The organism is Ensifer sp. Root954 (genome assembly GCF_001429005.1).
Classification (GTDB): Bacteria; Pseudomonadota; Alphaproteobacteria; order Rhizobiales; family Rhizobiaceae; genus Ensifer; species Ensifer adhaerens.
The window spans coordinates 17,017-38,508 of record NZ_LMJM01000043.1 but is presented as its reverse complement, the minus strand read 5'-3'; the positions used below and the strand labels follow the sequence as shown (position 1 = coordinate 38,508).

The window sequence follows — 21,492 nt, the reverse complement described above, 5'->3', positions numbered from 1 at the left end:
GGCCGATATTTGCGAACCCTGATTGTCGAAGACGAAATGCTCCTGGCCCTGCAACTTGAACATGAGGTCGAGTCCAGCGGTTACAGGGTTATAGGCCTGGCAAGCGATGAAAGCGAAGCGATTGCGCTCGTCGAGCGAGAACAACCAGAGTTCGCTTTCGTCGATATCCACCTGCGCGATGGTCCGACTGGTATTGATATCGGTCGATACTTGGCCTCGAGGGGCATCCCCTTCGTTTTTGTCTCAGGCAACCTTAAACGAATTCCGGCGGACTTCGCGGGTGCACTCGGCGCTATCGAGAAACCTTACTCGGCCAACGGCCTACAAAACGCTCTGTCGTATCTGCGGGCGGTGTTATCTGGAGAGGATCTGCCACCACCTCCCTCAAGCCTGACAATCTTTCAATAAAGCATCTCCGGAGTAGCGCCGGCGCCGTCGATTATCTCACACCACTTGCTCTGATCGCATGCCTGTGCCCATCTCAAGTGCCGAGCAGCTGGTGTGTTTCGGCGACAGCGCCGCTCGCCCGCTCCGACCCTTACTGCACCGCCGGAACGTTCTGCCGGCCGAACTGGCCCTTATGCAGTCTTATCCGAGCCGCGGAACGCGGGCCTGCGCTTCGCTTGGACGCAGTCTGGTACGAGCCGCAAACGTCAGGCCAGCTTGAACGCGCCACTCGCCCCGCAGATGCTTACGGGGCGAGACATTCCTCGCATATGCCACAACCATCGACGTCCATACGTGAGGCTGGGAACTGCTTTTGACAACACTGACACGTCAAAGTGCTCCGCGCGTCCCGCTTTACGGGCGCAGGCGGGATGATTTCGATCACGCGATCGGTAGGGAGTTTTCGTGCCATCTGGTCCATCTCGAGGCTCCATGTCGAGGGTGGAATCTGAGATAGGAAGTGCTGAGGCTTGTACAAGATAATCCTCTCAAAGAGTCTTCGCTGACGCTTTCATCGGTCGTCCCTCGTTGAAAGGCCGATGGCTTCGACAACCAATCGCTTGTCTAACACCCGGCCGCTTCCGTTGCTCGGTCCGTCGAACCATCCATCGCGGCAGATTCAGCATGGTTCATTTCATCAAATGTCACGCGGTCAGATCAATTGAGAGAGTACATTTTGGACGGCCACACAGCTGGTCACGGAAGCGAGCCCGGGAGGTATACAGATCCGCTCTGGGGCGTGACGTCTTGTTCCCCATCGCAAGCACCACGTCCGGATGATTACCGTATTGCAGTTCAGCGACGAGGACCTTCTGATGTGCCCACAACTCCCGCATCTCGTGGACGTCGGTCGACGTTCCGAGCCACTCGACGATCCAGCCAGTTTCATTTCGAACCGGCGCGGCTCGGGAACCAGCGGTACTCGTCGAACCGTACACGACAGATGGGTGGCTCAAACTCAAGAGGTCCCTTGCTGGGACTGACCTATCGATCAAGCAGAGCCGTCAATCGATGTGAGACGGGTGCAGCCACCCACTCTCGCCGGCCCTCTCTGCTCGAACGACCTGTCGCTTGCTGAGGGCTGGAACCAGTTATTCGCCAACGCGGTTTGACAAGCGGCGACGGATACAGCTCTGCTCTGCAACCGAAGTCGCCCCGTCCAGCTGCTGTAGGGGCGAGGTAAGGAATCGTGCAGAGGTGCCCAAAAGCCACTCCGCCTGAACGAGGGTTCTGACTGGTTTCTACGGAGGTTGATTTCTCGTCTCCTACCCGGTCGCGTCGGCGACCGGGTCGATGACCCTCGTCTCTCACATGCCACTCCTGCGGCTAAAGCAGTCTGGCGCACGAGCGGCCTCGAGAAGTGGGGAGTCGGGCGCTTCGGGTTGCCCGGATTATCACATTCTAAATTGGGGAATGGTGGCCACCAGCATCGGGTTTGGCGCCGAACGGCCGCTCGGCATCTGTCGACATTCCAGCGTCTCGGCAGGCCTCAACGAACGCTTCGCGGGCGATGGCAACCGGCGTCATTCGGTTAAGCGCCCGACGACATGTCTGAACCGCCCTATTGTGCTTGCGGCCTCTATAAATAGTCCATTCGCCTTCCAGGAAATCGAGAACGTCGTTGACAGACGCAAAGACCTGCCGCGTGCCGTCCTTCATCTGAACCGAGATGGGTGCCATGAGCAGTAGTTCGGGATTAAGCATGGTGATCTCCCTTCGCCTTGATGCCATACAAAGACTTTTCAACGGCCGCGCCAGGCACGGTGCCGATCTCAAAAGCCGGCGGCGCAGATGGGATGCTCGCATCCATCGCTGGCGCTAGAAGATGGTGCCTTTCGGCGAAGGCGACGAAAAGGCCGCGCGCAGTCTCTGCTTCAACCTCTCCCCGTAATGCAGCCAGACAGGCCTTGATCGCCACCGAATGCACCGCATCCCCCGACGGGGCTGGCCAATCGACGAGGAGACGATAAGCGTCCATCACGGAGCGGATTTCACCGGGGAAACCAAGACCAACAAGGATGCTAACAGGCCGCTCGAACATATCGGGTTTCATCGTGCTCTCCTTTCCAACCCGGAATGCCGATGGGCGCCTTGAAACCGGCGCCCAATTTACGTCAGCTACGCGGCATTCGATGCTTCGATTTGCATCTGAGCTTTTGACTGCTCAACCGCCGCAGCTGTTTCGATCGCGATTTTGCGTGGCTTCATCTCCTCCGGGATTTCCCGCACGAGATCGATCTCTAGAAGGCCGTTGTTCAGATCCGCGCCCATCACTCGGACGTGGTCGGCAAGCTCGAACCGATGCTCGAACGGTCGGCCGGCGATCCCGCGATGCAGATAGGCTTCGGAAGAGGTCTCCTGCTTCTTGCCGACGACCGTCAAAAGATTGGTTTGAAACGTGATATCGAGATCGTCGCGAGCAAAGCCGGCCACTGCAATCGAGATCCGGTAGCTATCGTCACCGGTCTTGGCAATGTCGTAGGGAGGCCAATCACTGATCGAACGAGCGCGCTGCGCGTTTTCGAGCAAATTGAAGAGCCGGTCGAACCCGACAGTCGAACGGAACAGTGGTGCGTAGTCGTAAGTTGTTGCCATAACCATATCCTCCTTGAGCAACATGGGTACGGAAGCGCCGAAAGACGACGCTTCCAGCAAGGCCAGCCCTACACGAGCGGCTGGCGGCAAGCGATTTGGTTAGGATGGACCGCAGTTTCAAGGGCCCATAACAAAAAAATCGCGTGCGCTTTTCGACGTTTTTAAACGACTGCATCTGCAGACTCAAAACCCCAACAGAGGGCTCAGTTCAGTCGGAACTCGCCATCCACGCGTCGCCATTCATTCGGGCCGATCAGATGGTGATGCGTATAGCGAACGGAATGCAGCGGACCGTCAAGATTGGCTTGCCAGAAATCGAGGAATTTCTGCATCTCAGGAAACTCGGGAGCAAGATCATAATCCTGCCAGATATAGGTCTGCAGAACGGATTCGAAATCGGGAATGCGGTAAAGGATATGCGCGGTGGTCAGTCCGTAGCCGTTTATTTGACGCTCGAAATCCGATGAATATCGCATGTTTCATCTCCGTTGCCTCAACAAGCGCCAAGGTGGCGCAATTGTTCGCGGTCATCAACGAAATTCTAAACGGCAAGGAGGCTTTGTTGTTCCTTTACAGCATGTTAGCAGCCGCACGATGCGAGTGCTGATTTTTTTGATTTCACCCCTTGAATTCGAAAAATTGTGAAACCAGATGATTTGCGCAAGACGCTCATTCGAGGTTTTGCACCCGTCCGGACTGTCCGGTCCGGTGATGGGGGAACAACGTCAATAGTGTTTGTCCATTGGAGGAAAACATGTCTTTCCGACCGCTGCATGATCGCATTCTCGTCCGCCGGGTTGACTCAGAAGAGAAAACCAGGGGCGGCATCATCATTCCTGATACGGCAAAGGAGAAACCCCAGGAGGGAGAAGTCGTTTCCGTCGGACCTGGCGCACGCAATGAAGCGGGCCAAGTCCAGGCGCTCGACGTCAAAGCAGGCGACCGTATTCTGTTCGGCAAGTGGTCAGGAACCGAGATCAAGATCAATGGGGAAGACCTGCTGATCATGAAAGAAAGCGACGTCCTGGGTGTCCTCGAGGCCCAAGTCGAGCGCAAGCAGGCAGCTTGAGCCAACCACACCATAAATCCATCAGTCAAATAGCTGCCTATTGAGGAGTTAAGGAAATGGCTGCGAAAGAAGTCAAGTTTCATACCGATGCCCGTGAACGCATGCTGCGTGGGGTCGATGTTCTTGCCAATGCCGTCAAGGTGACGCTCGGCCCAAAGGGGCGCAATGTCGTTATCGACAAGTCTTTTGGCGCCCCTCGCATCACCAAGGACGGTGTCTCGGTCGCCAAGGAAATCGAGCTGGAAGACAAGTTCGAGAATATGGGCGCGCAGATGCTGCGCGAAGTCGCCTCCAAAACCAACGATCTCGCCGGTGACGGGACGACTACGGCCACTGTGCTTGCGCAAGCGATCGTCAAGGAAGGCGCGAAGGCCGTTGCTTCGGGGATGAATCCTATGGATCTGAAGCGGGGCATCGACCTTGCGGTTGACGCGATAGTGAGGGAACTCAAGACAAACGCCCGCAAGATCTCCAATAATTCGGAGATCGCCCAGGTCGGCACCATCTCGGCCAACGGCGACGAGGAGATCGGCCGCTACCTGGCTGAGGCGATGCAGAAGGTGGGCAATGAAGGTGTCATCACCGTCGAGGAGGCCAAGACTGCAGAGACTGAACTCGAAGTCGTTGAGGGCATGCAGTTCGACCGCGGCTATCTCAGCCCGTATTTCGTAACCAATGCGGACAAGATGCGGACCGAGTTTGACGATCCCTACATCCTGATCCACGAAAAGAAGCTTTCCAACCTTCAGGCCATGCTGCCCGTTCTCGAAGCGGTGGTGCAATCCAGCAAGCCGCTGCTCATCATCGCTGAAGATGTGGAGGGCGAAGCGCTAGCGACGCTGGTCGTCAACAAGTTGCGCGGCGGCTTGAAGATTGCAGCGGTCAAAGCTCCGGGCTTCGGCGATCGCCGCAAAGCCATGCTTGAAGATATCGCCGTTCTCACCGGCGGCACGGTTGTCTCCGACGACGTCGGTATCAAGCTTGAGAACGTCACCCTCGACATGCTCGGTCGGGCAAAGAAAGTTGCGATCGAGAAGGAGAACACAACGATCATCGACGGCGTTGGCGCCAAAGCTGATATCGACGGCCGTGTCGCACAGATCCGCGCCCAGATCGAAGAAACCACGTCCGACTACGATCGCGAGAAGCTCCAGGAGCGTCTGGCCAAACTCGCCGGCGGTGTTGCTGTCATTCGAGTGGGCGGGTCGACTGAGGTAGAGGTGAAGGAAAAGAAAGACCGCGTGGACGATGCGCTGCATGCCACCCGAGCGGCCGTTGAGGAAGGTATTCTTCCGGGCGGCGGTGTCGCGTTGCTGAGGGCCGTCAAGGCGCTCGACGATCTGCCTTCGGCCAATCGAGACCAAAAGGTTGGGATCGAGATCGTTCGGCGTGCGGTCGAGGCCCCGGTTCGCCAGATCGCTGAGAATGCTGGCGCAGAAGGCTCAATCATCGTCGGCAAGCTGCGCGAGAAGACGGACTTCTCCTACGGCTGGAACGCCCAGACCGGAGAATACGGTGATCTTTACACCCAGGGCGTGATCGACCCGGCCAAGGTCGTGCGCACAGCGCTCCAGGATGCTGCCTCGGTCGCTGGCCTCCTGGTAACTACCGAGGCGATGATTGCAGAAAAGCCGAAGAAGGACGCCGCGCCAGCACTACCGGCCGGCCCTGGCATGGACTTCTAAAGCGATGGTTCAGGCCCGTTCTCACGGGAGCGGGCCTGACGACTCCACCGATCGGCCCCGCCGGCTGGTCCACAGGTTGGTGGTGCCGCAGCTATTAAGTGAGGTAGAAATGCAAATGAAGATGTTTGACCGGCCACTTTACCTGCGTGAAAGGAAGGATCTGATCCTCGAAATCACAAACCTAGACGATGCGATCGATTTCCTTGAGGAGTGGTCCAAAGGAGACCGTGACATCATTCACGACGCAACCCTGAAGACGTGCTACCTCGCCCACGACGGACATAAGCCCCTTCAGGTGGCGCGAGACGCACTGCGCGCCTTCGCGAAGAAGAAGGGTATACTCGTGAAAACTCCCGCGGTTGCGCCGTGGATGATCAAAGCAAAGTCCGGCGGCGGGCGACTCTCGCCTTAAACCAACCTTCCCGCGAGAGGCTGCGAGGCCCGCTGGCGTCTAGCACGGACGCTTTTTCCCGAATTAAGGATATGGCCGTCGGACGGTTCGCTGTCCGGCGGCGGAGGAAGCGTCAGGCTGAACGGGTAACCTGCCGGCTTCGGGGTGGAGAGAAGATGGTTTGCCCGGGTCCCTTGTTTGGCGCGCGGGATCTCAGCGAGCCTAGTCTTGGTCTAGAGGCGACGACGCTTTACCCAGCTTCACCGACGGTTCTCGGGCCCAGACGCGCAGCTTGCCGAGCGTCGAGACGAAATCGGATATTCCCTTTTCGCCTGGAAGCTCGATTGTACCCTCATCGAGGCCATCGGCGATCCCGGCTTTTTCGATCAACGGCATCGCCGAGGGGTCGTAGCCGATGAACTTGCAATGCTGGAAGGCGTCCGCCACGAAATCGCGGGCGGTGGCTTCCTTTACGAGGTCGTCGATGGCGTCAGCCGAAGTCAGCAGGACGACGGCGTCGAACAGCACGGAGGGACCGCCATCGATCATGTGATGTGCTTCTATCCAGGTCCCGTCCGAGGCCGTAGCGCCCCCGACCTTCGGAGCGACAAGTTCGCAGGCCCCCTTTTCCTTGGCGACCGCCGCCGTCAGGCCGTTTAACAACGCTGCATCCAGACCGTCGGTGATCAGGATGCCGAGCTTGCGGCCCTCGAAGCGTTTCGGTCCGCGTTCCACGATGCTGAGCGCTGGGGACGGTTCAAGATCCTGCCGTGTTGGCATGGCCGCATCAGCCGGGCTTGGCATCGAATGGAAGCCGAGCTTCTGGGCAACGGCGGTTGCTAGCGTTTCGTCGATATTGAGGAGATGGGACACCATCCGTTCGCGGATAGCCGGCGTTTCGACCTTGCTCAGCTCGAATGTCAGCGCGGCCGCTATGTGGCGTTGCTCGGGAGCGGTCTGGCTGATGTAGAATTGGCGAGCCTGGCTGTAGTGGTCGGCAAAGCTCTCCGGCCGTAGCCGCGCCTTCGTCCCTGTCTCTTCGGCGGGGAAATGCCGGTAGCCGCTCATCGGCGATTCCCGTGGCCCCTCCGCAAAGGAGTTCGGCTGGTAGTTCACTCTACCGATCGGATTGCGCATAGCCATGTGGCCATCCTGCTGGAAATGCGCGAAGGGACACTTCGGCGCATTAATCGGAAGATGGGTAAAATTGGGACTGCCGAGACGTTTCAGCTGCGTATCGAGATAGGAGAAGTTACGCCCCTGTAGGAGAGGATCGTTACTGAAATCGATGCCAGGCGGAACGTTCTGCGTCATGAATGCTACCTGCTCGGTCTCGGCAAAGAAGTTGTCCGGCATGCGATCAAGGACGAGCCGTCCAATCGGCTGGGGCGCCAGGACCTCCTCGGGAATGATTTTCGTCGGATCAAGCACGTCGAAATCAAAGCTGTCTGCAAATTCCTGATCGAAAAGCTGAACCTGCAATTCCCATTCCGGGAAATTGCCCGACTGTATTGCCTGCCAAAGATCGCGGCGGTGAAAATCCGGGTCGGCGCCATTGATCTTCACCGCCTCGTTCCAGGCTACCGACTGGAGGCCCAGCTTCGGCTTCCAGTGAAACTTAACGAAGGTCGACTCGTCCTTTGCATTGACGAGGCGGAAGGTGTGAACGCCAAACCCTTCCATGAACCGGAACGAGCGGGGGATCGCGCGATCCGACATCACCCACATGATCATGTGCATGCTTTCCGGCGTGAGGCTGATGAAGTCCCAGAATGTATCGTGGGCGGATTGCGCCTGGGGAAAGGCGCGGTCCGGCTCGGGCTTCACCGCGTGAATAATATCGGGAAACTTGATTGCATCCTGGATGAAGAAGACAGGAATGTTATTGCCTACCAGGTCCCAGTTGCCCTCCTTGGTGTAGATTTTTACCGCGAAACCGCGGACGTCGCGGGCAAGATCAAACGACCCCTTGCTGCCGGCAACTGTGGAAAAGCGGACGAACGCCGGTGTCTTCTCACCTGCTCGCTGAAAAACATCAGCCCGGGTATAGGCGGCGAGCGACTCGTAGGTTTCGAAATAGCCGTGCGCTCCATAGCCTCGAGCGTGGACTACCCGCTCGGGGATGCGCTCATGGTCAAAGTGGAAAATCTTTTCACGGAAATGAAAGTCGTCAATCACAAGCGGACCGCGTGGCCCAACGCGCAGGGAATTTTGGTCGTCGGCAACGGGGCCGCCCTGAGCGGTGGTCAGGACGGGCGTATCGTCTTCCGCGATCTGGTGAAGCTCGCCTCCTTCCCCGCGGCGCACCTTTTGATCATGGATCGTCACAGTTTCCCGCTGCTTCAAGGTCGACTTTTCTTGAGATTTCTTGGCCATGGGGCGAACTCCGTTGTTTCGAATTGATTGGCCGGGTCACTACGCGGAGAGTGCGCACTTGCCTGTGCCGGAATGAAAAAGCCGCCGTTCACGGCGGCTTCTCCATGTCGAGTTGGACTACTCGGCGGCCTGCTTGGACGCCTTTAAGTTTGCCGCAGCTTCGCCCAGTGCCGTCAGCTTTTGATCGGTGGCGATCTCCTCCTGGAGATTGGCGTCGAGCAGTGGAACGGCTTCATCGAGACCAAGCTGGGCGGCCCATGATTTGAGCGTCCCATAGCGGGCAATTTCATAGTGTTCGACCGCCTGGGCCGACGAGATGAGGCCGGCATCGAGGGCGGGACTGTCACGGTACTCTTCCATGATTTCTTCGCCTTCGGCGAGGATGCCTTGGATGGCTTCACATGTCTTACCCCGCAGAGGTTTTCCGATAATCTCAAAAACCTGCCCCAGCCGCTCGATTTGACCTTCGGTCTCGTCCCGGTGCTTGAGGAAGCCAGCTTTGCCTTCTTCAGAGCGCGCAGCCCGTGCCATCTTTGGGAGTGCCTTGAGGATTTGCTTTTCCGCGAAATAGATGTCCATGAGGGTATCGTGGAAGAGATCGCTCAGGACTTTCGTCTTGGTAGCCATTTGGTGGCCTTTCTCTCATTTCGAGTTGAACTACGTCAGTTCACTCTTTGAACAGTTCACAGGTGAGGGTCACCAAGTCATCAATCCGCATGATCTCAGACCACACCAAACGTTGTGGCGCCGGCTATGTTCCGGTTTCTGTGAAAAGGAGCGTCGAAAACTCGCAGTGCCAAAGATCGGCGACGCAGTGAACTCATTCTTTCTTTCTGCAAGATGCCTTTTTCCTTCTGACGATCCCGTGTTCAGGGACGTTTGAAGTTCGGCTTTCGTGAGCAGAATCGGCGCCACCAATTGGAACTCGATTGACACCGGTGGTCCCGAATAGACGGGTTGGGAAATTTAAGTTGGCCAAAACTGGAACAAACAGTGTGCTCGGCGGTTCCAAGCCGAGACTATTAGATTCCTGACAAATACAACTCCGTTTCCCCAAACGCGGTGGTCGTCAAGACGTTCGCGACTGTAGATGTGCGAAGTGAGTAATGCGAAAGATTGTCGTCATCAGTGATTTCCAGGACGGCTGGCCACCGGTTTCAACAGTCCCGACTAAGTCAGAGCGCTTGGCGGCCTGGGCATCGACTTTCGCGGATGATTTGGCTGCTCGGCCAACCGCAGAAGACAATGTCGAGGTAAAGGGTAGCTATCTCGAACGAATGCCAATTGCCTGCGTAGCCGATGGCCTAGTCGATCGGGCGGAGATCTGGAGCCATTGGCTGGCCAGCGGCCCCCCACCAACGGTAAGAGAAAGTTCCTTCCTGACACGGCGCTCGTTCCACCTCGACGGTAACACCCCTCCGTTTTCGTCGGACGACATGCTTGCTCATATCGAGATCTATGGCGCTCCGGATATTCTCTGTGTCTGGGGCCTAGGGGTCGATGAGGAAATCCTGCAGGCTTGTCGAAACAGCTTCAAGATCTATAACTCGATCGACGCGCCGGCGTTACGGGTCCCTTTCGCCACGAGCCGCCACTTCGATCTGATCCTGACCGGATCAGAAGAGCAGAGCCGCGAGGTCGAGGCGTGTCACCCGGGCAAACGCACCGCGGTCCTTCCGATCGGTCCGGAATTTGCAGCACCGTCGATGTTCTACCCAATCGAGGGGGCCAAGCCTTACGACATAATTTATGTAGCCGCCGCGCAAGCCTATAAGCGTCACGATGTCCTGTTTCACGCGCTCGCCAAGATGCCGAAGACCGTGCGCGCACTTTGCGTTTTCGGCTACGGCGATCGATCGGATCAGTTGCGTCAACACGCGGCGGAATTGCAGATTGATGTCGACTTTGTCGGACCTCCAGGCGTCTCCTTCGCGGAGGTCAACAGGTTGATGAATCTCGCTCGCATGGGCGTGGTGTGCGGGGTCGATGACGGGGCCCCGGCGGTCCTAACCGAATACATGCTCGCAGGTTTGCCTGTACTTGCCAACGCCGAACTGCGATGCGGCCAGCAATACATAACCCCGCAGACCGGCGCGACCGCAACGTCGGACGAGTTTCATATTGCTATTGCCCAGATGTTGTCGCGGCTTACCGACTTTAGACCGCGCGACGCAGTCCTCCGATCTTGGACTTGGCCACACTCCATCAAGAAACTTCGCCAGCTCATTCGAGCCGAACAGTCAGCAAACAAGGAGGCGCGCGTCAATTGAAGTTGTTCGGGCCTACGAACATCTCAGCGCGGAATGAGTATGGATGTTCTAACCGCAGATCCGAAGAAAAAAGAGAGTTCTTCTAATGCTCGCGCGCCGGTGATTTGTTTTTCACACCTGCGGTGGGATTATGTCGTGCAGCGGCCACAACACCTCATGAAGCGGTTTGCTCGCGACCGACACGTCTACTTCTTTGAAGAGTTTATTCCGACAGACCACCATCTGGCCTATCTGGAAATCCATCCTTTCGCGGGCACGACCGTAAAATCCGTTAGGCCCCGAATTCCCAGGGAATGGACCGAGGCACAACGAAACACGGGTTTGGCCGGATTGCTCGACGAGCTTCTGGACCTTGTTGGTCATCCCAAGCCAGTCCTGTGGTTCTACACACCAATGATGTTTCCATTTGCCCGGCATGTCGATGCGGCCGCAATTGTTTATGATTGCATGGACGAACTTGCCAACTTCAGATTCGCGCCGGCAAATATGGTGAAACTGGAGCGTGAGCTGATGCATCGGGCTGATGTGGTCTTCACAGGTGGCCATAGCCTCTACGACGCCAAGCGCCTCCTGCATGACAACATTCATCCCTTTCCCTCCAGCGTGGATGTGGGGCACTTTCGGTCGGCACGAACGGTGCCGATCAGCCCACCGGACCAAGCGGATCTTGCTGGCCCTGTCCTTGGTTTTTGCGGAGTCATCGATGAGCGTCTTGATCTGGAACTGATAAGCGTCTTGGCGGCACGACGGCCGTCCTGGTCAATCGTTCTCATTGGTCCGGTGGCCAAGATCAGGGAGGAGGATCTTCCTCGCGCACCCAACATCCACTACCTCGGCCAGAAGGACTACAAGGTCCTGCCTGCCTATTTCTCTGGGTGGAACGTGGCTCTAATGCCGTTTGCCATGAATGAGGCCACCCGGTTTATCAGCCCGACAAAGACCCCGGAATACCTGGCAGCCGGGCTTGCCGTGGTCACTACGCCGGTTGTCGACGTCGTGCGTCAATACAAAGACATCAGCGGGGTCTTCTTTGCATCCGATGCGAGCGAATTCGTTGAGGCATGCGAAGCCGCAATGAATTTAAAGCCCCGGTCAGGAAAATGGCTGAAAGGCGTCGATGAATTTCTGTCGACGGTCTCATGGGATGAGACTCACCGGAAAATGGACGGATTGGTGCAGGAAGCGGCTGAAACAAATCTGCGCTCGATATCGCCCATTTCGCGAAAACCGGCAAAAATGAGATCTAAGCGCCGTGGTTATGATTTTTTGATTGTCGGCGCCGGTTTTGCTGGGGCAGTCCTTGCCGAGAGGCTGGCAAACAAAGGCAAGCACAATGTGCTCGTCTGCGATCGGCGATCCCACATCGCAGGCAATGCGTACGATTTCTACAACGAACATGGCGTTCTTGTTCACAAATATGGCCCGCACATCTTCCACACCAACAGCGAAATGATCTTCGACTATCTTTCGCGCTTTACCGCGTGGAGGCCATACGAACATCGCGTGCTTGCTGATGTAGAGGGCAAGCTCTTGCCGATACCGATCAATCGCACAACCCTCAATGGGCTGTACGGACTTGATTTGAAGGACGACGACGCGGCTGCCCAGTACCTCGCCTCCAAGGCGGAGCCGATGGACCGGGTGCGCACTTCGAAGGACGTCGTTATCGCGCAGGTCGGATTGGATTTGTACCGGACATTTTTCGAGGGCTATACGCGCAAGCAATGGGGACTGGATCCTTCTCAACTCGACAAGGCAGTTACCGCCCGCATTCCTACTCGCACGAACACCGACGATCGCTACTTCCAGGACACCTTCCAGGCGATGCCAAAGGAGGGCTACACGAAGATGTTTGAGAATATGCTGGATAGCGATCGCATCGATATTCGGCTCAACACCGACTTTAGAGACGTCCGGGATGAGTTCCCCGGCACGCATATCATCTTCACCGGACCGATCGACGAGTTCTTCAACTATCAGTATGGTCGGCTTCCTTACCGGTGCCTGCGGTTCGAACACACGACCTACGACCAGCGGCGAATTTTGCCCGTCGGGGTCGTGAATTTTCCCTCTGAAGAGATTCCTTACACGAGAGTGACCGAATTCAAGCACATCACCGGGCAAGTCCATCCCAAGACGAGTGTGTGTCACGAGTACGCGTGTTCAGCCGGAGACCCTTACTATCCGATCCCAAGGCCCGAAAATCAGGAGCTCTACAACCAGTACGCGCTTCTTGCACGCTCGCGCAGCGATGTGACCTTCGTCGGACGACTGGCGAGCTACCGCTACTACAACATGGACCAGGTTGTGGGTCAGGCACTTTCGACTTTCAAGCGATTTGCGGCCAGGGACACGGCGGACCATAGCTCGGGTGTTCGATGAGCCCTCTCATGAAGCCAAAACAAAAGCTCGTCATTGCGACCGATAGCTGCGATGCATCGGGCATGGGTGCCCACATGCTTATTCTCGGCGAGGGGTTGAGCGAACACTTTGAAGTTACGATGGTGTTGCCGCGAGGATGCGAGGGCAACCTTGCTTCGAAAGCCTTCGCGCTCGGCTTGGCGGTCAAAGAGTTCGACGACATCGCCGAGTGCGGCTTGTGGCTGAAATCGGTCGATGCCGATCTTATTCATGTTCACGCAGGCATCGGCTGGGAAGGCCATGGGCTCGCACACGCCGGAAAAGTCGCAGGTGTTCCGGTTATCAGAACGGAGCATTTGCCGTTTCTCCTCACCGAAGGAGAACAGAAGGCGGCGTTCTTCGAGGGCCTTGGCTTCGTCGAGCGACTGGTTGTCGTCTCCCCCGCGGCGCGGTCGACTTTCCCCAATGAGAGCGTCGATCCAAACAAGATCAAGGTTGTCCGAAACGGAATTCCACCGCTCCGCGATGGCATCGAGGTGCGGTCTGAGTGGGGTTCCCAACGATCAAACACCCTTATATCGATCGCGCGCTTCACACGGCAGAAGGACCACCTGACCTTGGTCAGGGCGATGCCTCGCGTCCTGCAACAATTCCCCAATGCTGTGCTGCTACTGGTGGGTACGGGTCCTGAAGTCGGCAATGTGAAGGATTTGGTCGCAGAGCTCGGACTTGAACGCGCTGTGTTGTTTGCAGGACAGCGCAACGACATAGCCTCGCTGCTGGCATCGGCGGACGTTTTCGTTCTCTCATCGCTGTTCGAAGGGCTGCCGCTGGCGGTTCTTGAGGCGATGTCGGTGGGGGTCCCTGTCGTTGCGACTGCGATCGGAGGCACGATTGACGCTCTTGGAGACGAGCATCCCTTCCTTGTCGAGCCCAGCAATCCGGAAGGGCTAGCTCAGGGGATTATCTCCGTCCTAGCCGATCCGGCAGGGGCAGCTCGCACGGGAGAGGCGCAGCGACGAAGGTTCAAGCAACAATTCACCGCAGCCCGGATGGTCGAGGAGACCGCAGAAATCTACCGATCCGTTCTCCATTCAGCGGTCGCCAACGAAAGAGAGCATCGAACCATGAAACGCACGCGCATCGGTTTTATTGGAGTGGGCGGGATCGCGTCCCGCCATCTCGATATTTTGGCGGAATTCGACGACGTGCAACTCGTAGGCTTTGCCGATCCCGCCATCGAACGGGCCCAGCATGCGGCAGGCCGATTTGGCGCCAGAGCTTTTACTTCCTCTGCCCAGATGCTGGGCGAACTGGAACTGGATGCCGCCTATATCTGTGTCCCCCCATTTGCGCATGGCGATGTCGAGCGAGAGCTCATTTCGGCTCGGATTCCATTTTTTGTCGAGAAGCCAATCAGCCTGCATCTCGATCTTGCCAGGGAGCTCGCCGCGGGCATTGCTGCGGCCGGCCTGATTACCGCGGTGGGCTATCACTGGCGATACCTCGACACCGTCGAGGAAGCGCGCCGATGCCTGGCTGAGAACCCTGCGCAACTTGTTTCGGGCTACTGGCTCGATCAGACTCCACCCCCGAAGTGGTGGTGGAAAAAGGAGACATCAGGCGGGCAAACCGTCGAACAGACGACCCATATCGTCGATCTCGCCCGTTATCTTGTCGGCGATATCGTGCGGGTATTCGGCCAGACGACGCATAGAAAAAGGGATGACTTTCCTGATCTCGATGTTGCCACTTCGAGCACGGCCAGCTTTTTATTCGCAACAGGTGCAATCGGAAACATTGCGTCCACGTGTGCCTTGAAGTGGGGGCATCACATGGGATTGAACCTCTTTGCCGATGGCTTGGCGATTGAACTGACAGACCATGACATCATGGTGGATGTCGGGGCGGGGAGGCCGGTGCGCCGGGCCGACGGAGACCCGGTGCGGCTGGAGGATCGCGACTTCGTCGATGCGGTGCGGGGCCGCGAAAATCGCATTCGTTGCCCTTACCATGAGGCGCTCGCGACCCACCGCATTGCTTTAGCTCTGAGCAAGTCTGCCGAAACCGGTCAGCCCATCGACCTCCACAACTTTTAGGAATTGTGCCGATGTTCAGCCGCACCATAAGATCCCTCGGCGTCGAGCGCCCTGGCAAAATGTACTTCCTGGAATATGAGGAAGAGGCGCCAGCCGACGGTCACGTACAGCTCGACACACTCTTTACCGGGTTTTCGGCCGGGACCGAGTTAACGTTCCTCAAAAACACCAACCCCTACTTTCACTCGCGCTTCGACCGCGAGCGTGGGGTTTTCATAGCGAACGAACCTGACCTGTCATATCCCGTTCCCTTTCTAGGCTACATGGAGGTGGCACGGGTCGCAGACACAAACGCCGCCGGCTACGCAACAAACGATATCGTCGCTGCAACCTACGCCCACAAGACCGGCCATGTAGCCGACCCGTTTTGCGACCTTCTCGTCCCACTTCCCACCACGATCGATCCGTTGCTTGGCATCTTCGTCGCACAAATGGGCCCGATAGCTGCCAATGGCATTCTCCATGCCGATGCCGATGCGTTCGGAACGGCACTGCCCTTCCTGGGGTGCGGTGTCATCGGTCGACGCGTATTGGTTATCGGAGCTGGGACCGTAGGCTTGCTCACAGCGCTCTTTGCCAAGACCCTTGGCGCTTGCCAGGTCCTCGTCGCGGATCCGTCACAGTTCCGCCGAGAAAAGGCAGAGGCGATGGGCATTCAGGCAATGTCAGAGGAACACGCCTGGCAACACGTGAAGACGCACTGGCACGACGGCGCTGCAAGCCGCGGAGCCGATATCGTGTTTCAGACCCGGGCCCATTCGGAAAGCCTTAACGTCGCACTCAAGGCCGTACGACCCCAGGGGAGCGTGATTGACCTGGCATTTTATCAGGGTGGAGCTGACAGGCTGAGATTGGGTGAGGAGTTTCACCACAATGGCCTTAACATACGCTGCGCGCAGATCAATCGTGTTCCACGCGGTCTTTCATCGCATTGGAGCCAACGCCGGCTTGCGGGCGAAACAATCGACCTGTTGGCCCGTGAGGGCGAACTGATCAAACAGCACATGATCACCCATGTGATCCCCTTCGAGGATGCTCCGGAGTTTCTTTCGGATCTGCTGCAGCGGAGGTTTGAGTTCTTGCAGATCGTCTTCAAGGTGGGGCCATGACGGGATCATGCCGCCCCAAGACCGTCCTCTTCGTCTTCGGCTGGTTGGTGGTGGGAGGAGAGGAAACCGAGGTTCGTCTTCTTGCGGCCAATATCGACCGTTCGCGCTACAAAATCGATGTGGTCGCATGTTTGCACAAGGACGGCATGCCCGCGCAGACGCATCAGCAGCTGCGGGCTTTGGGCATCGAAGTGGACACTGCGCCCTATTCCATGTCGCTCGAAGAGACCGTTGCCTATCTCGCCGACAAAATTCCTTCTTATGACGTGGTGGTTTCATGTCAGAATGTTGCAGACATTTACCCGGCACTTGAACGGCTGCACATTCGCCCGCCGTTGATCGAGCATGGTGGCCTGGTCCTGGAAGCTTTGAGCGGACCGAAACATTTGACCAGTCGCTATGTGGGTGTCTGTCGCTCCATTCGCGACGCCGCCGCGTCTCGAATGCCTGGGCGGGAATGTGATGCCCGAGAGATCCCATCTATGGTCGATCTCAAGGAGTTCGAGCCGAGCCGGCGGTCTGCAACGCGCCGGCAACTCGGCATCTACGACGACACGATCCTGGTCGGGTGGGTAGGGCGTCTTGATGCAAAAAAGAATGTCGAGACCTTCATCGAGGCGGCCGCGATTATTCACGCACAAGATCACACCATGCGCTTTGTGATCGTGGGAGGACCAGATGCATTCATGCCCGAGTATGCGCAGCATCTGAAGGCTCTGTGTAGCAAGCTTGGATTGGATGCCGTCTTGAGCTTCCTGGGTGACCGGGTCGACGTCGCGGACCTGCTTGCAGCGTTCGACGTGTTCGTCTGGCTTTCGCGGGATGAGGGCATGCCCCATGTCATTTCTGAGGCTGGGGCCGCCTGCCTTCCGGTCATTGCAACGGCCGACAACGGTTCACGACAACAGATCAAACACGGCCTTTCTGGCTATTTTGTCGGACATGACGATCCACTAGCAGTGGCAGAGGCCGTCACAATGCTTGCCGGATCGCCGGAGTTGCGCGCCAGCTTCGGTCTACAGTTGCGTTTGCATGTAGAGAAGACTTACAGCGTCGAAGCGGTGGTTCCGCAGTGGCAGGCGCTTTTTGACGAAGTCCTTGAGGAAAGGACGCCGTGCGCTCCGACCGGACTGTTCCAGTCTTTCTTCCAAGGAGGCTTTGAATGTTCCACCCACCGCGTCCGACCAAGGGATGGGGTGGGCCGGGGTCGGCGCCTGGATATGATAGCCTCGATAAAACACGAACAATATGCGGAAAATGATTACCGTCAGCTGGCGAGCCATCATATCCGCAGCGTACGGGATGGTTTTCGCTGGCATCTGGTCGAGCAACTGCCCGGAACATATGACTGGAGCAGTGTTTTACCGTTAATGCGCGCAGCGCGCACCACCGGAACGCAGGTCATCTGGGATCTTATGCACTACGGCTGGCCCGATGATATCGATATATGGTCGCCTGAATTTGTGAGACGGTTTGCGCGTTTTGCGGGGGCTGCCGCAAAACTCCTGCGAAGCGAAATCGCGGCCCCGCCGTTCTTCGTGCCTGTCAACGAAATCTCTTTCTTTTCATGGGCGGGTGGAGATGCTGCTTACCTCAACCCTTGGGCAGGGCGCAGGGGCTTTGAGCTCAAGGTGCAGCTTGCGCGCGCCTCGATCGCGGCGATGGATGCTATTCTTGAGGTCGAGCCTCGGGCCCGATTTGTCCACTGCGAGCCGGCCATCAATGTTTTGGCCGATCCCGAGCGACCAGGCGATCGACTTGCTGCTGAAGGCCATCGATTGGCACAATACCAAGCCTGGGACATGATTTCGGGACGCTTGTGGCCCCAGTTGGGAGGCGCGGAAAAGTATCTCGATATCATCGGCGTCAACTACTACCATAACAACCAGTGGATCCACGGCGGCCCGACGATCGACGTCCAACACCCTCTCTACAAACCATTGCGCAAAATTCTTGTCGAAACCTACGCTCGATATGGCAGGCCAATGCTGATCGCAGAGACGGGTACTGAAGGCGATCGCCGGTCCGATTGGCTGGCATATGTCGGCGAAGAAGTCAGGGCTGCCATGATGTGGGGAGTGCCTATAGAGGCAGTATGTCTTTATCCTATTGCCAATCATGCGGGCTGGGATGACGGTCGCCCTTGCGACAATGGCCTTTTGTCGGCTGAACCAACGCCACCTCTTCGCAATGTTTACAGGCCGTTGGCGGATCAGTTGTTCCATCAGGTCAAAACGATCGAGGCATTTCTTCAAGAAATTGCAAACAAACATGATGCTCCGCCCCGGAGTTCGCGTGCTTCACGGATGTAATGGCGCAAAGATGGATAGGTGTTTGGAAAGCAGGGACCAAATCCCGTCTCGAGACTTTCTGACCAGGGAAAACGGCGGATTGTCAGATGGTGGAGCGCTCTTCGGAAGAACTTGCAGAACGTCGCGCCCGTCGCGCGCAGCGCCGACAGAGGCAGCGGCTTGCGAATATAGGCCGGGCCGAAAAGATGCATGCGTTGAGATTGGCGCTGGGGACGAATGGAGGCGCGCTCACCATTCCGCGGGACCTGTTACACGGCCTCCATATCGGCTGCTCGGGTTGGTACTATTGGCACTGGAAAGGACAGCTTTATCCGGCAGATATTCCTTCGAGCAAGTGGTTTCCCATCTATGCCCAGCAGTTCCAAACGGTGGAGCTCAATGCGCCCTTTTATTCATGGCCGACGATCGCCGCGGTGAGGAATTGGCTGCGACAAGCAGGACCGAATTTTGTTTACACGGTCAAAGTCTGTGAGCTCATTACCCACGTCAGGCGCTTCGACGACACCAGCACCTTGGTCAAGGACTTTGGCTACATAGCCGACGTTCTCGGCCCCCAGATGGGCTGCTTTCTGTTTCAATTGCCTCCAAGCGTCCGTTACTCCGCCGAGATGTTGCACACCATACTGGCTCAGCTTGACCCTTCCCGTCGAAACGTTGTGGAGTTCCGCCACAAGAGTTGGTGGAATGACGACGTCTTCGACGCTTTTGAGAAAAATGGAACTATTTTCTGCTCCTGCAGTGGCCCTCGGCTGCCCGACGCCCTCGTGAAGACTTGCGATGACATCTATGTGCGGTTTCACGGGCCATATCAATGGTATAGGCACGATTACAGTGACGCCGAACTGAGGATATGGGCGGAACGCATCCGCCAAAGCGGAGCGAAAACGGTCTGGGCTTACTTCAACAATGATCGTGATGGTCATGCGATCAAGAATGCCAAGCGCCTGTCGGAGCTGCTGCTCGAGTAGACCCCCTTTGATCAGATTTTGCCTATAGCCCTATCTGGCTTGCCATCTCTATCGGAAACATTGGAGGGCCGCTGTGCGACCCCCCTTCACGATCTGGGACTATATGGCCTGTATTTTGGGGTCGAGCGGTGAGCTCCACCAGGACCTCCCGCCCGGGGCCTCCGACAATTGCCGTTCGTAGCAATGAGGCAGTTGACCGCCCCTGCGGGCATTCACTCAGCGCCTGAGATCGGCGCCGGGAAGGAGCTTGATCAAAGTGGCACGACGGAGAAGGCCCACAAAAGAGCGAGGTTCGCAGATGCGCCAGGATCTACTGAGCAGGCGCGCCGCGGCGGCTTGCGTTTGCCGGGTATGCGCTAGTGCATCGGCCTCACGAAGCAGGAGTTTGCGAACTCTCGGACTTGCTCGCAGACCGGCCGCGGAAATCGAAGGGCACAGCTAACCCGACGTTGGGCTGAACCGGCCATTCGGCTTCGTGTCGGAGCAACGGCAGGATCCCTAACCACGGTTCACCCTGGACTTGTGCACGCGCTTCCCGGAGGGCGGATGACCTGGGAGATCGCGCATTCATAGCGATGAGCGAACGCGATGTGCCGCGGCTTGAGGTTTCGTCGAAGTGCGAACGCCGAGCGCACTGGTGTCGGTGTCACTATAACGGAGCTGAGCACGCGCCACATCGTCGGTCGTTGGAGCGTTTCTTGCTGACGGTGCGCACACCCGACCTTCAGAGTGATCGGCTCATTCGGGTCTGCAGATCCCCGCCTCGGAGAGCGGTGCGCGAACCGACGTGGCTTTACGCGCCTAGTCGGCAGCTTTGCCGAGTGTGTCAGCAACGTAGGCGCCGCGTTCACCCATCGGGAGGGGTATACCGGTGGTGGAGTCGACGACTGTCTGGTGTTCGAGCTCCGCGTTAATCAGAGCACCTATGATGAGGATAACCGTCGAAATCCATACCCACATCATGAAACCGACTAGCGCGCCGAGAGCGCCGTAAGTCGCGTTGTAGTTCGCGAAATTCTGCAAATAGAAGGAAAAGAGCCATGAGGCGGCGAGCCACATAAACGTGCTGAATATGACACCCCAATTGAGCCACCGTAGCTTCGCCCGCTCGCGGCTCGGCCCGTACCGGTAGATCGAGGCCGTGCCGATAGCGACGAGGAAGAGGATCATCGGCCACCGCACCGTCCTCGTCAGGATTTCAGTCCACCGATCGAGCCACAGATACGCCAGCAAGGCGGGAATGACGCCGATTGCCACGATCAGGACCACCGCAAAAAGCAACCCGGCGAACGTGAATGCGAGACAAAGCAGCGTCCGGGTGACGAATGTCCTCTTCTCAGTTTCGCCATAGGCGACGTTCATGGCATCAAAAAGCGCCGAAATGCCATTGGCAGAACTCCAGAGCGAGATGAACAGGCCGCTGACGAAACCGAAACTAAGCGTTGTCGTCTTCTGGGATGTCAAAGATTTCAACTGGTCCGAAATCAAAGCGTAAGACCCGGGTGGCAACAGATCGTCCAGCACGCTCATATGGGTTCCGATGTCGATGGGATCGGCGATGAAGCCGTAAAAGGACACGAGGGCAGCAAGAGCGGGAAAGAGTGCCAACAGAAGATAGAAACTCACCCCCGCCGCGATCAGGAAAACACGCTCCTCGAACATTTCTGAAACAACACGCCAAAAGACATCGCGAATGCCTTTCGGCGGTATCTCTTCAGGCGTTGAAGCATTTCGCCCCCTGCCCGGTTCCACGGCTTCCCTTGACTTCGTCACATCGACCTCTTGCCGCTTAAAAGTTTATCGCCTGTGC

The 21,492-nt window shown here is 57.3% G+C and carries 14 protein-coding genes and 2 pseudogenes; 9 read left to right on the top strand and 7 right to left on the bottom strand.

Features of this window, described 5'->3' with window-relative positions:
* Positions 1-9 precede the first annotated feature (9 nt).
* On the top strand, positions 10-408 hold the full coding sequence (locus tag ASE71_RS24920) for a response regulator (RefSeq protein ID WP_060520793.1): 399 nt from the start codon (positions 10-12) through the stop codon (positions 406-408).
* Positions 409-1,848: 1,440 nt separating this feature from the next.
* Here ASE71_RS24920 and ASE71_RS24915 read toward each other — a convergent pair.
* The 4 genes and pseudogenes from ASE71_RS24915 to ASE71_RS24900 all read right to left on the bottom strand — a co-directional run bounded on the left by ASE71_RS24915 (position 1,849) and on the right by ASE71_RS24900 (position 3,518).
* Positions 1,849-2,151: a DUF982 domain-containing protein gene (locus ASE71_RS24915; protein WP_034800027.1), complete on the bottom strand. Its 303-nt coding sequence runs from the start codon at positions 2,149-2,151 to the stop codon at positions 1,849-1,851.
* A 100-nt stretch (positions 2,152-2,251) separates the two neighbouring features.
* Positions 2,252-2,500 (bottom strand): annotated as a pseudogene (locus ASE71_RS24910) (DUF982 domain-containing protein); the annotation flags it as partial.
* Positions 2,501-2,565: 65 nt separating this feature from the next.
* Entirely contained in the window at positions 2,566-3,042 is a 477-nt protein-coding gene (locus ASE71_RS24905) for an Hsp20 family protein (RefSeq protein ID WP_060520794.1), read from the bottom strand.
* A 203-nt stretch (positions 3,043-3,245) separates the two neighbouring features.
* Positions 3,246-3,518: an usg protein gene (locus ASE71_RS24900; protein WP_034799997.1), complete on the bottom strand. Its 273-nt coding sequence runs from the start codon at positions 3,516-3,518 to the stop codon at positions 3,246-3,248.
* Positions 3,519-3,796: 278 nt separating this feature from the next.
* Here ASE71_RS24900 and ASE71_RS24895 point away from each other — a divergent pair, with 278 nt between their 5' ends.
* From ASE71_RS24895 to ASE71_RS24885, 3 genes are all read left to right on the top strand, one after another.
* The gene (locus tag ASE71_RS24895) at positions 3,797-4,111 is read left to right on the top strand and encodes a co-chaperone GroES (RefSeq protein ID WP_034799999.1); all 315 of its coding nucleotides are present in this window, start codon (positions 3,797-3,799) and stop codon (positions 4,109-4,111) included.
* A 56-nt stretch (positions 4,112-4,167) separates the two neighbouring features.
* The gene (gene groL / locus ASE71_RS24890; protein WP_034800000.1) at positions 4,168-5,796 is read left to right on the top strand and encodes a chaperonin GroEL; all 1,629 of its coding nucleotides are present in this window, start codon (positions 4,168-4,170) and stop codon (positions 5,794-5,796) included.
* Between the two features lie 109 nt (positions 5,797-5,905).
* Complete coding sequence (locus ASE71_RS24885) at positions 5,906-6,208, top strand: DUF982 domain-containing protein (protein ID WP_034800001.1); 303 nt, start codon at positions 5,906-5,908, stop codon at positions 6,206-6,208.
* A 201-nt stretch (positions 6,209-6,409) separates the two neighbouring features.
* On the opposite strand, the gene catE is transcribed toward ASE71_RS24885, so the two are convergent.
* Both catE and ASE71_RS24875 read right to left on the bottom strand, forming a co-directional pair.
* Positions 6,410-8,563 carry a catalase C gene (gene catE / locus ASE71_RS24880; RefSeq protein WP_060520795.1) on the bottom strand — a complete coding sequence of 718 codons (2,154 nt, stop codon included), beginning with the start codon at positions 8,561-8,563 and terminating at the stop codon, positions 6,410-6,412.
* 117 nt (positions 8,564-8,680) lie between these two features.
* On the bottom strand, positions 8,681-9,190 hold the full coding sequence (locus tag ASE71_RS24875; RefSeq protein ID WP_034800002.1) for a ferritin-like domain-containing protein: 510 nt from the start codon (positions 9,188-9,190) through the stop codon (positions 8,681-8,683).
* Positions 9,191-9,669: 479 nt separating this feature from the next.
* On the opposite strand from ASE71_RS24875, the gene ASE71_RS24870 reads away from it, so the two are divergent.
* The 5 genes and pseudogenes from ASE71_RS24870 to ASE71_RS24850 all read left to right on the top strand — a co-directional run bounded on the left by ASE71_RS24870 (position 9,670) and on the right by ASE71_RS24850 (position 19,682).
* Entirely contained in the window at positions 9,670-10,833 is a 1,164-nt protein-coding gene (locus tag ASE71_RS24870) for a glycosyltransferase (RefSeq protein WP_113080337.1), read from the top strand.
* 39 nt (positions 10,834-10,872) lie between these two features.
* Positions 10,873-13,215: a UDP-galactopyranose mutase gene (gene glf, locus ASE71_RS24865; protein WP_060520807.1), complete on the top strand. Its 2,343-nt coding sequence runs from the start codon at positions 10,873-10,875 to the stop codon at positions 13,213-13,215.
* An 8-nt stretch (positions 13,216-13,223) separates the two neighbouring features.
* Positions 13,224-16,402: pseudogene (locus ASE71_RS24860) on the top strand (glycosyltransferase).
* Positions 16,399-18,714, top strand: a complete 2,316-nt coding sequence (locus ASE71_RS24855; protein WP_060520796.1) for a glycosyltransferase family 4 protein — start codon at positions 16,399-16,401, stop codon at positions 18,712-18,714. Before ASE71_RS24860 ends, ASE71_RS24855 begins: the two are co-directional and overlap by 4 nt.
* An 86-nt stretch (positions 18,715-18,800) precedes the next feature.
* Positions 18,801-19,682 carry a DUF72 domain-containing protein gene (locus ASE71_RS24850; RefSeq protein ID WP_034800004.1) on the top strand — a complete coding sequence of 294 codons (882 nt, stop codon included), beginning with the start codon at positions 18,801-18,803 and terminating at the stop codon, positions 19,680-19,682.
* 801 nt (positions 19,683-20,483) lie between these two features.
* On the opposite strand, the gene ASE71_RS24845 is transcribed toward ASE71_RS24850, so the two are convergent.
* The gene (locus ASE71_RS24845; protein WP_060520797.1) at positions 20,484-21,455 is read right to left on the bottom strand and encodes a YihY/virulence factor BrkB family protein; all 972 of its coding nucleotides are present in this window, start codon (positions 21,453-21,455) and stop codon (positions 20,484-20,486) included.
* Positions 21,456-21,492 lie beyond the last annotated feature (37 nt).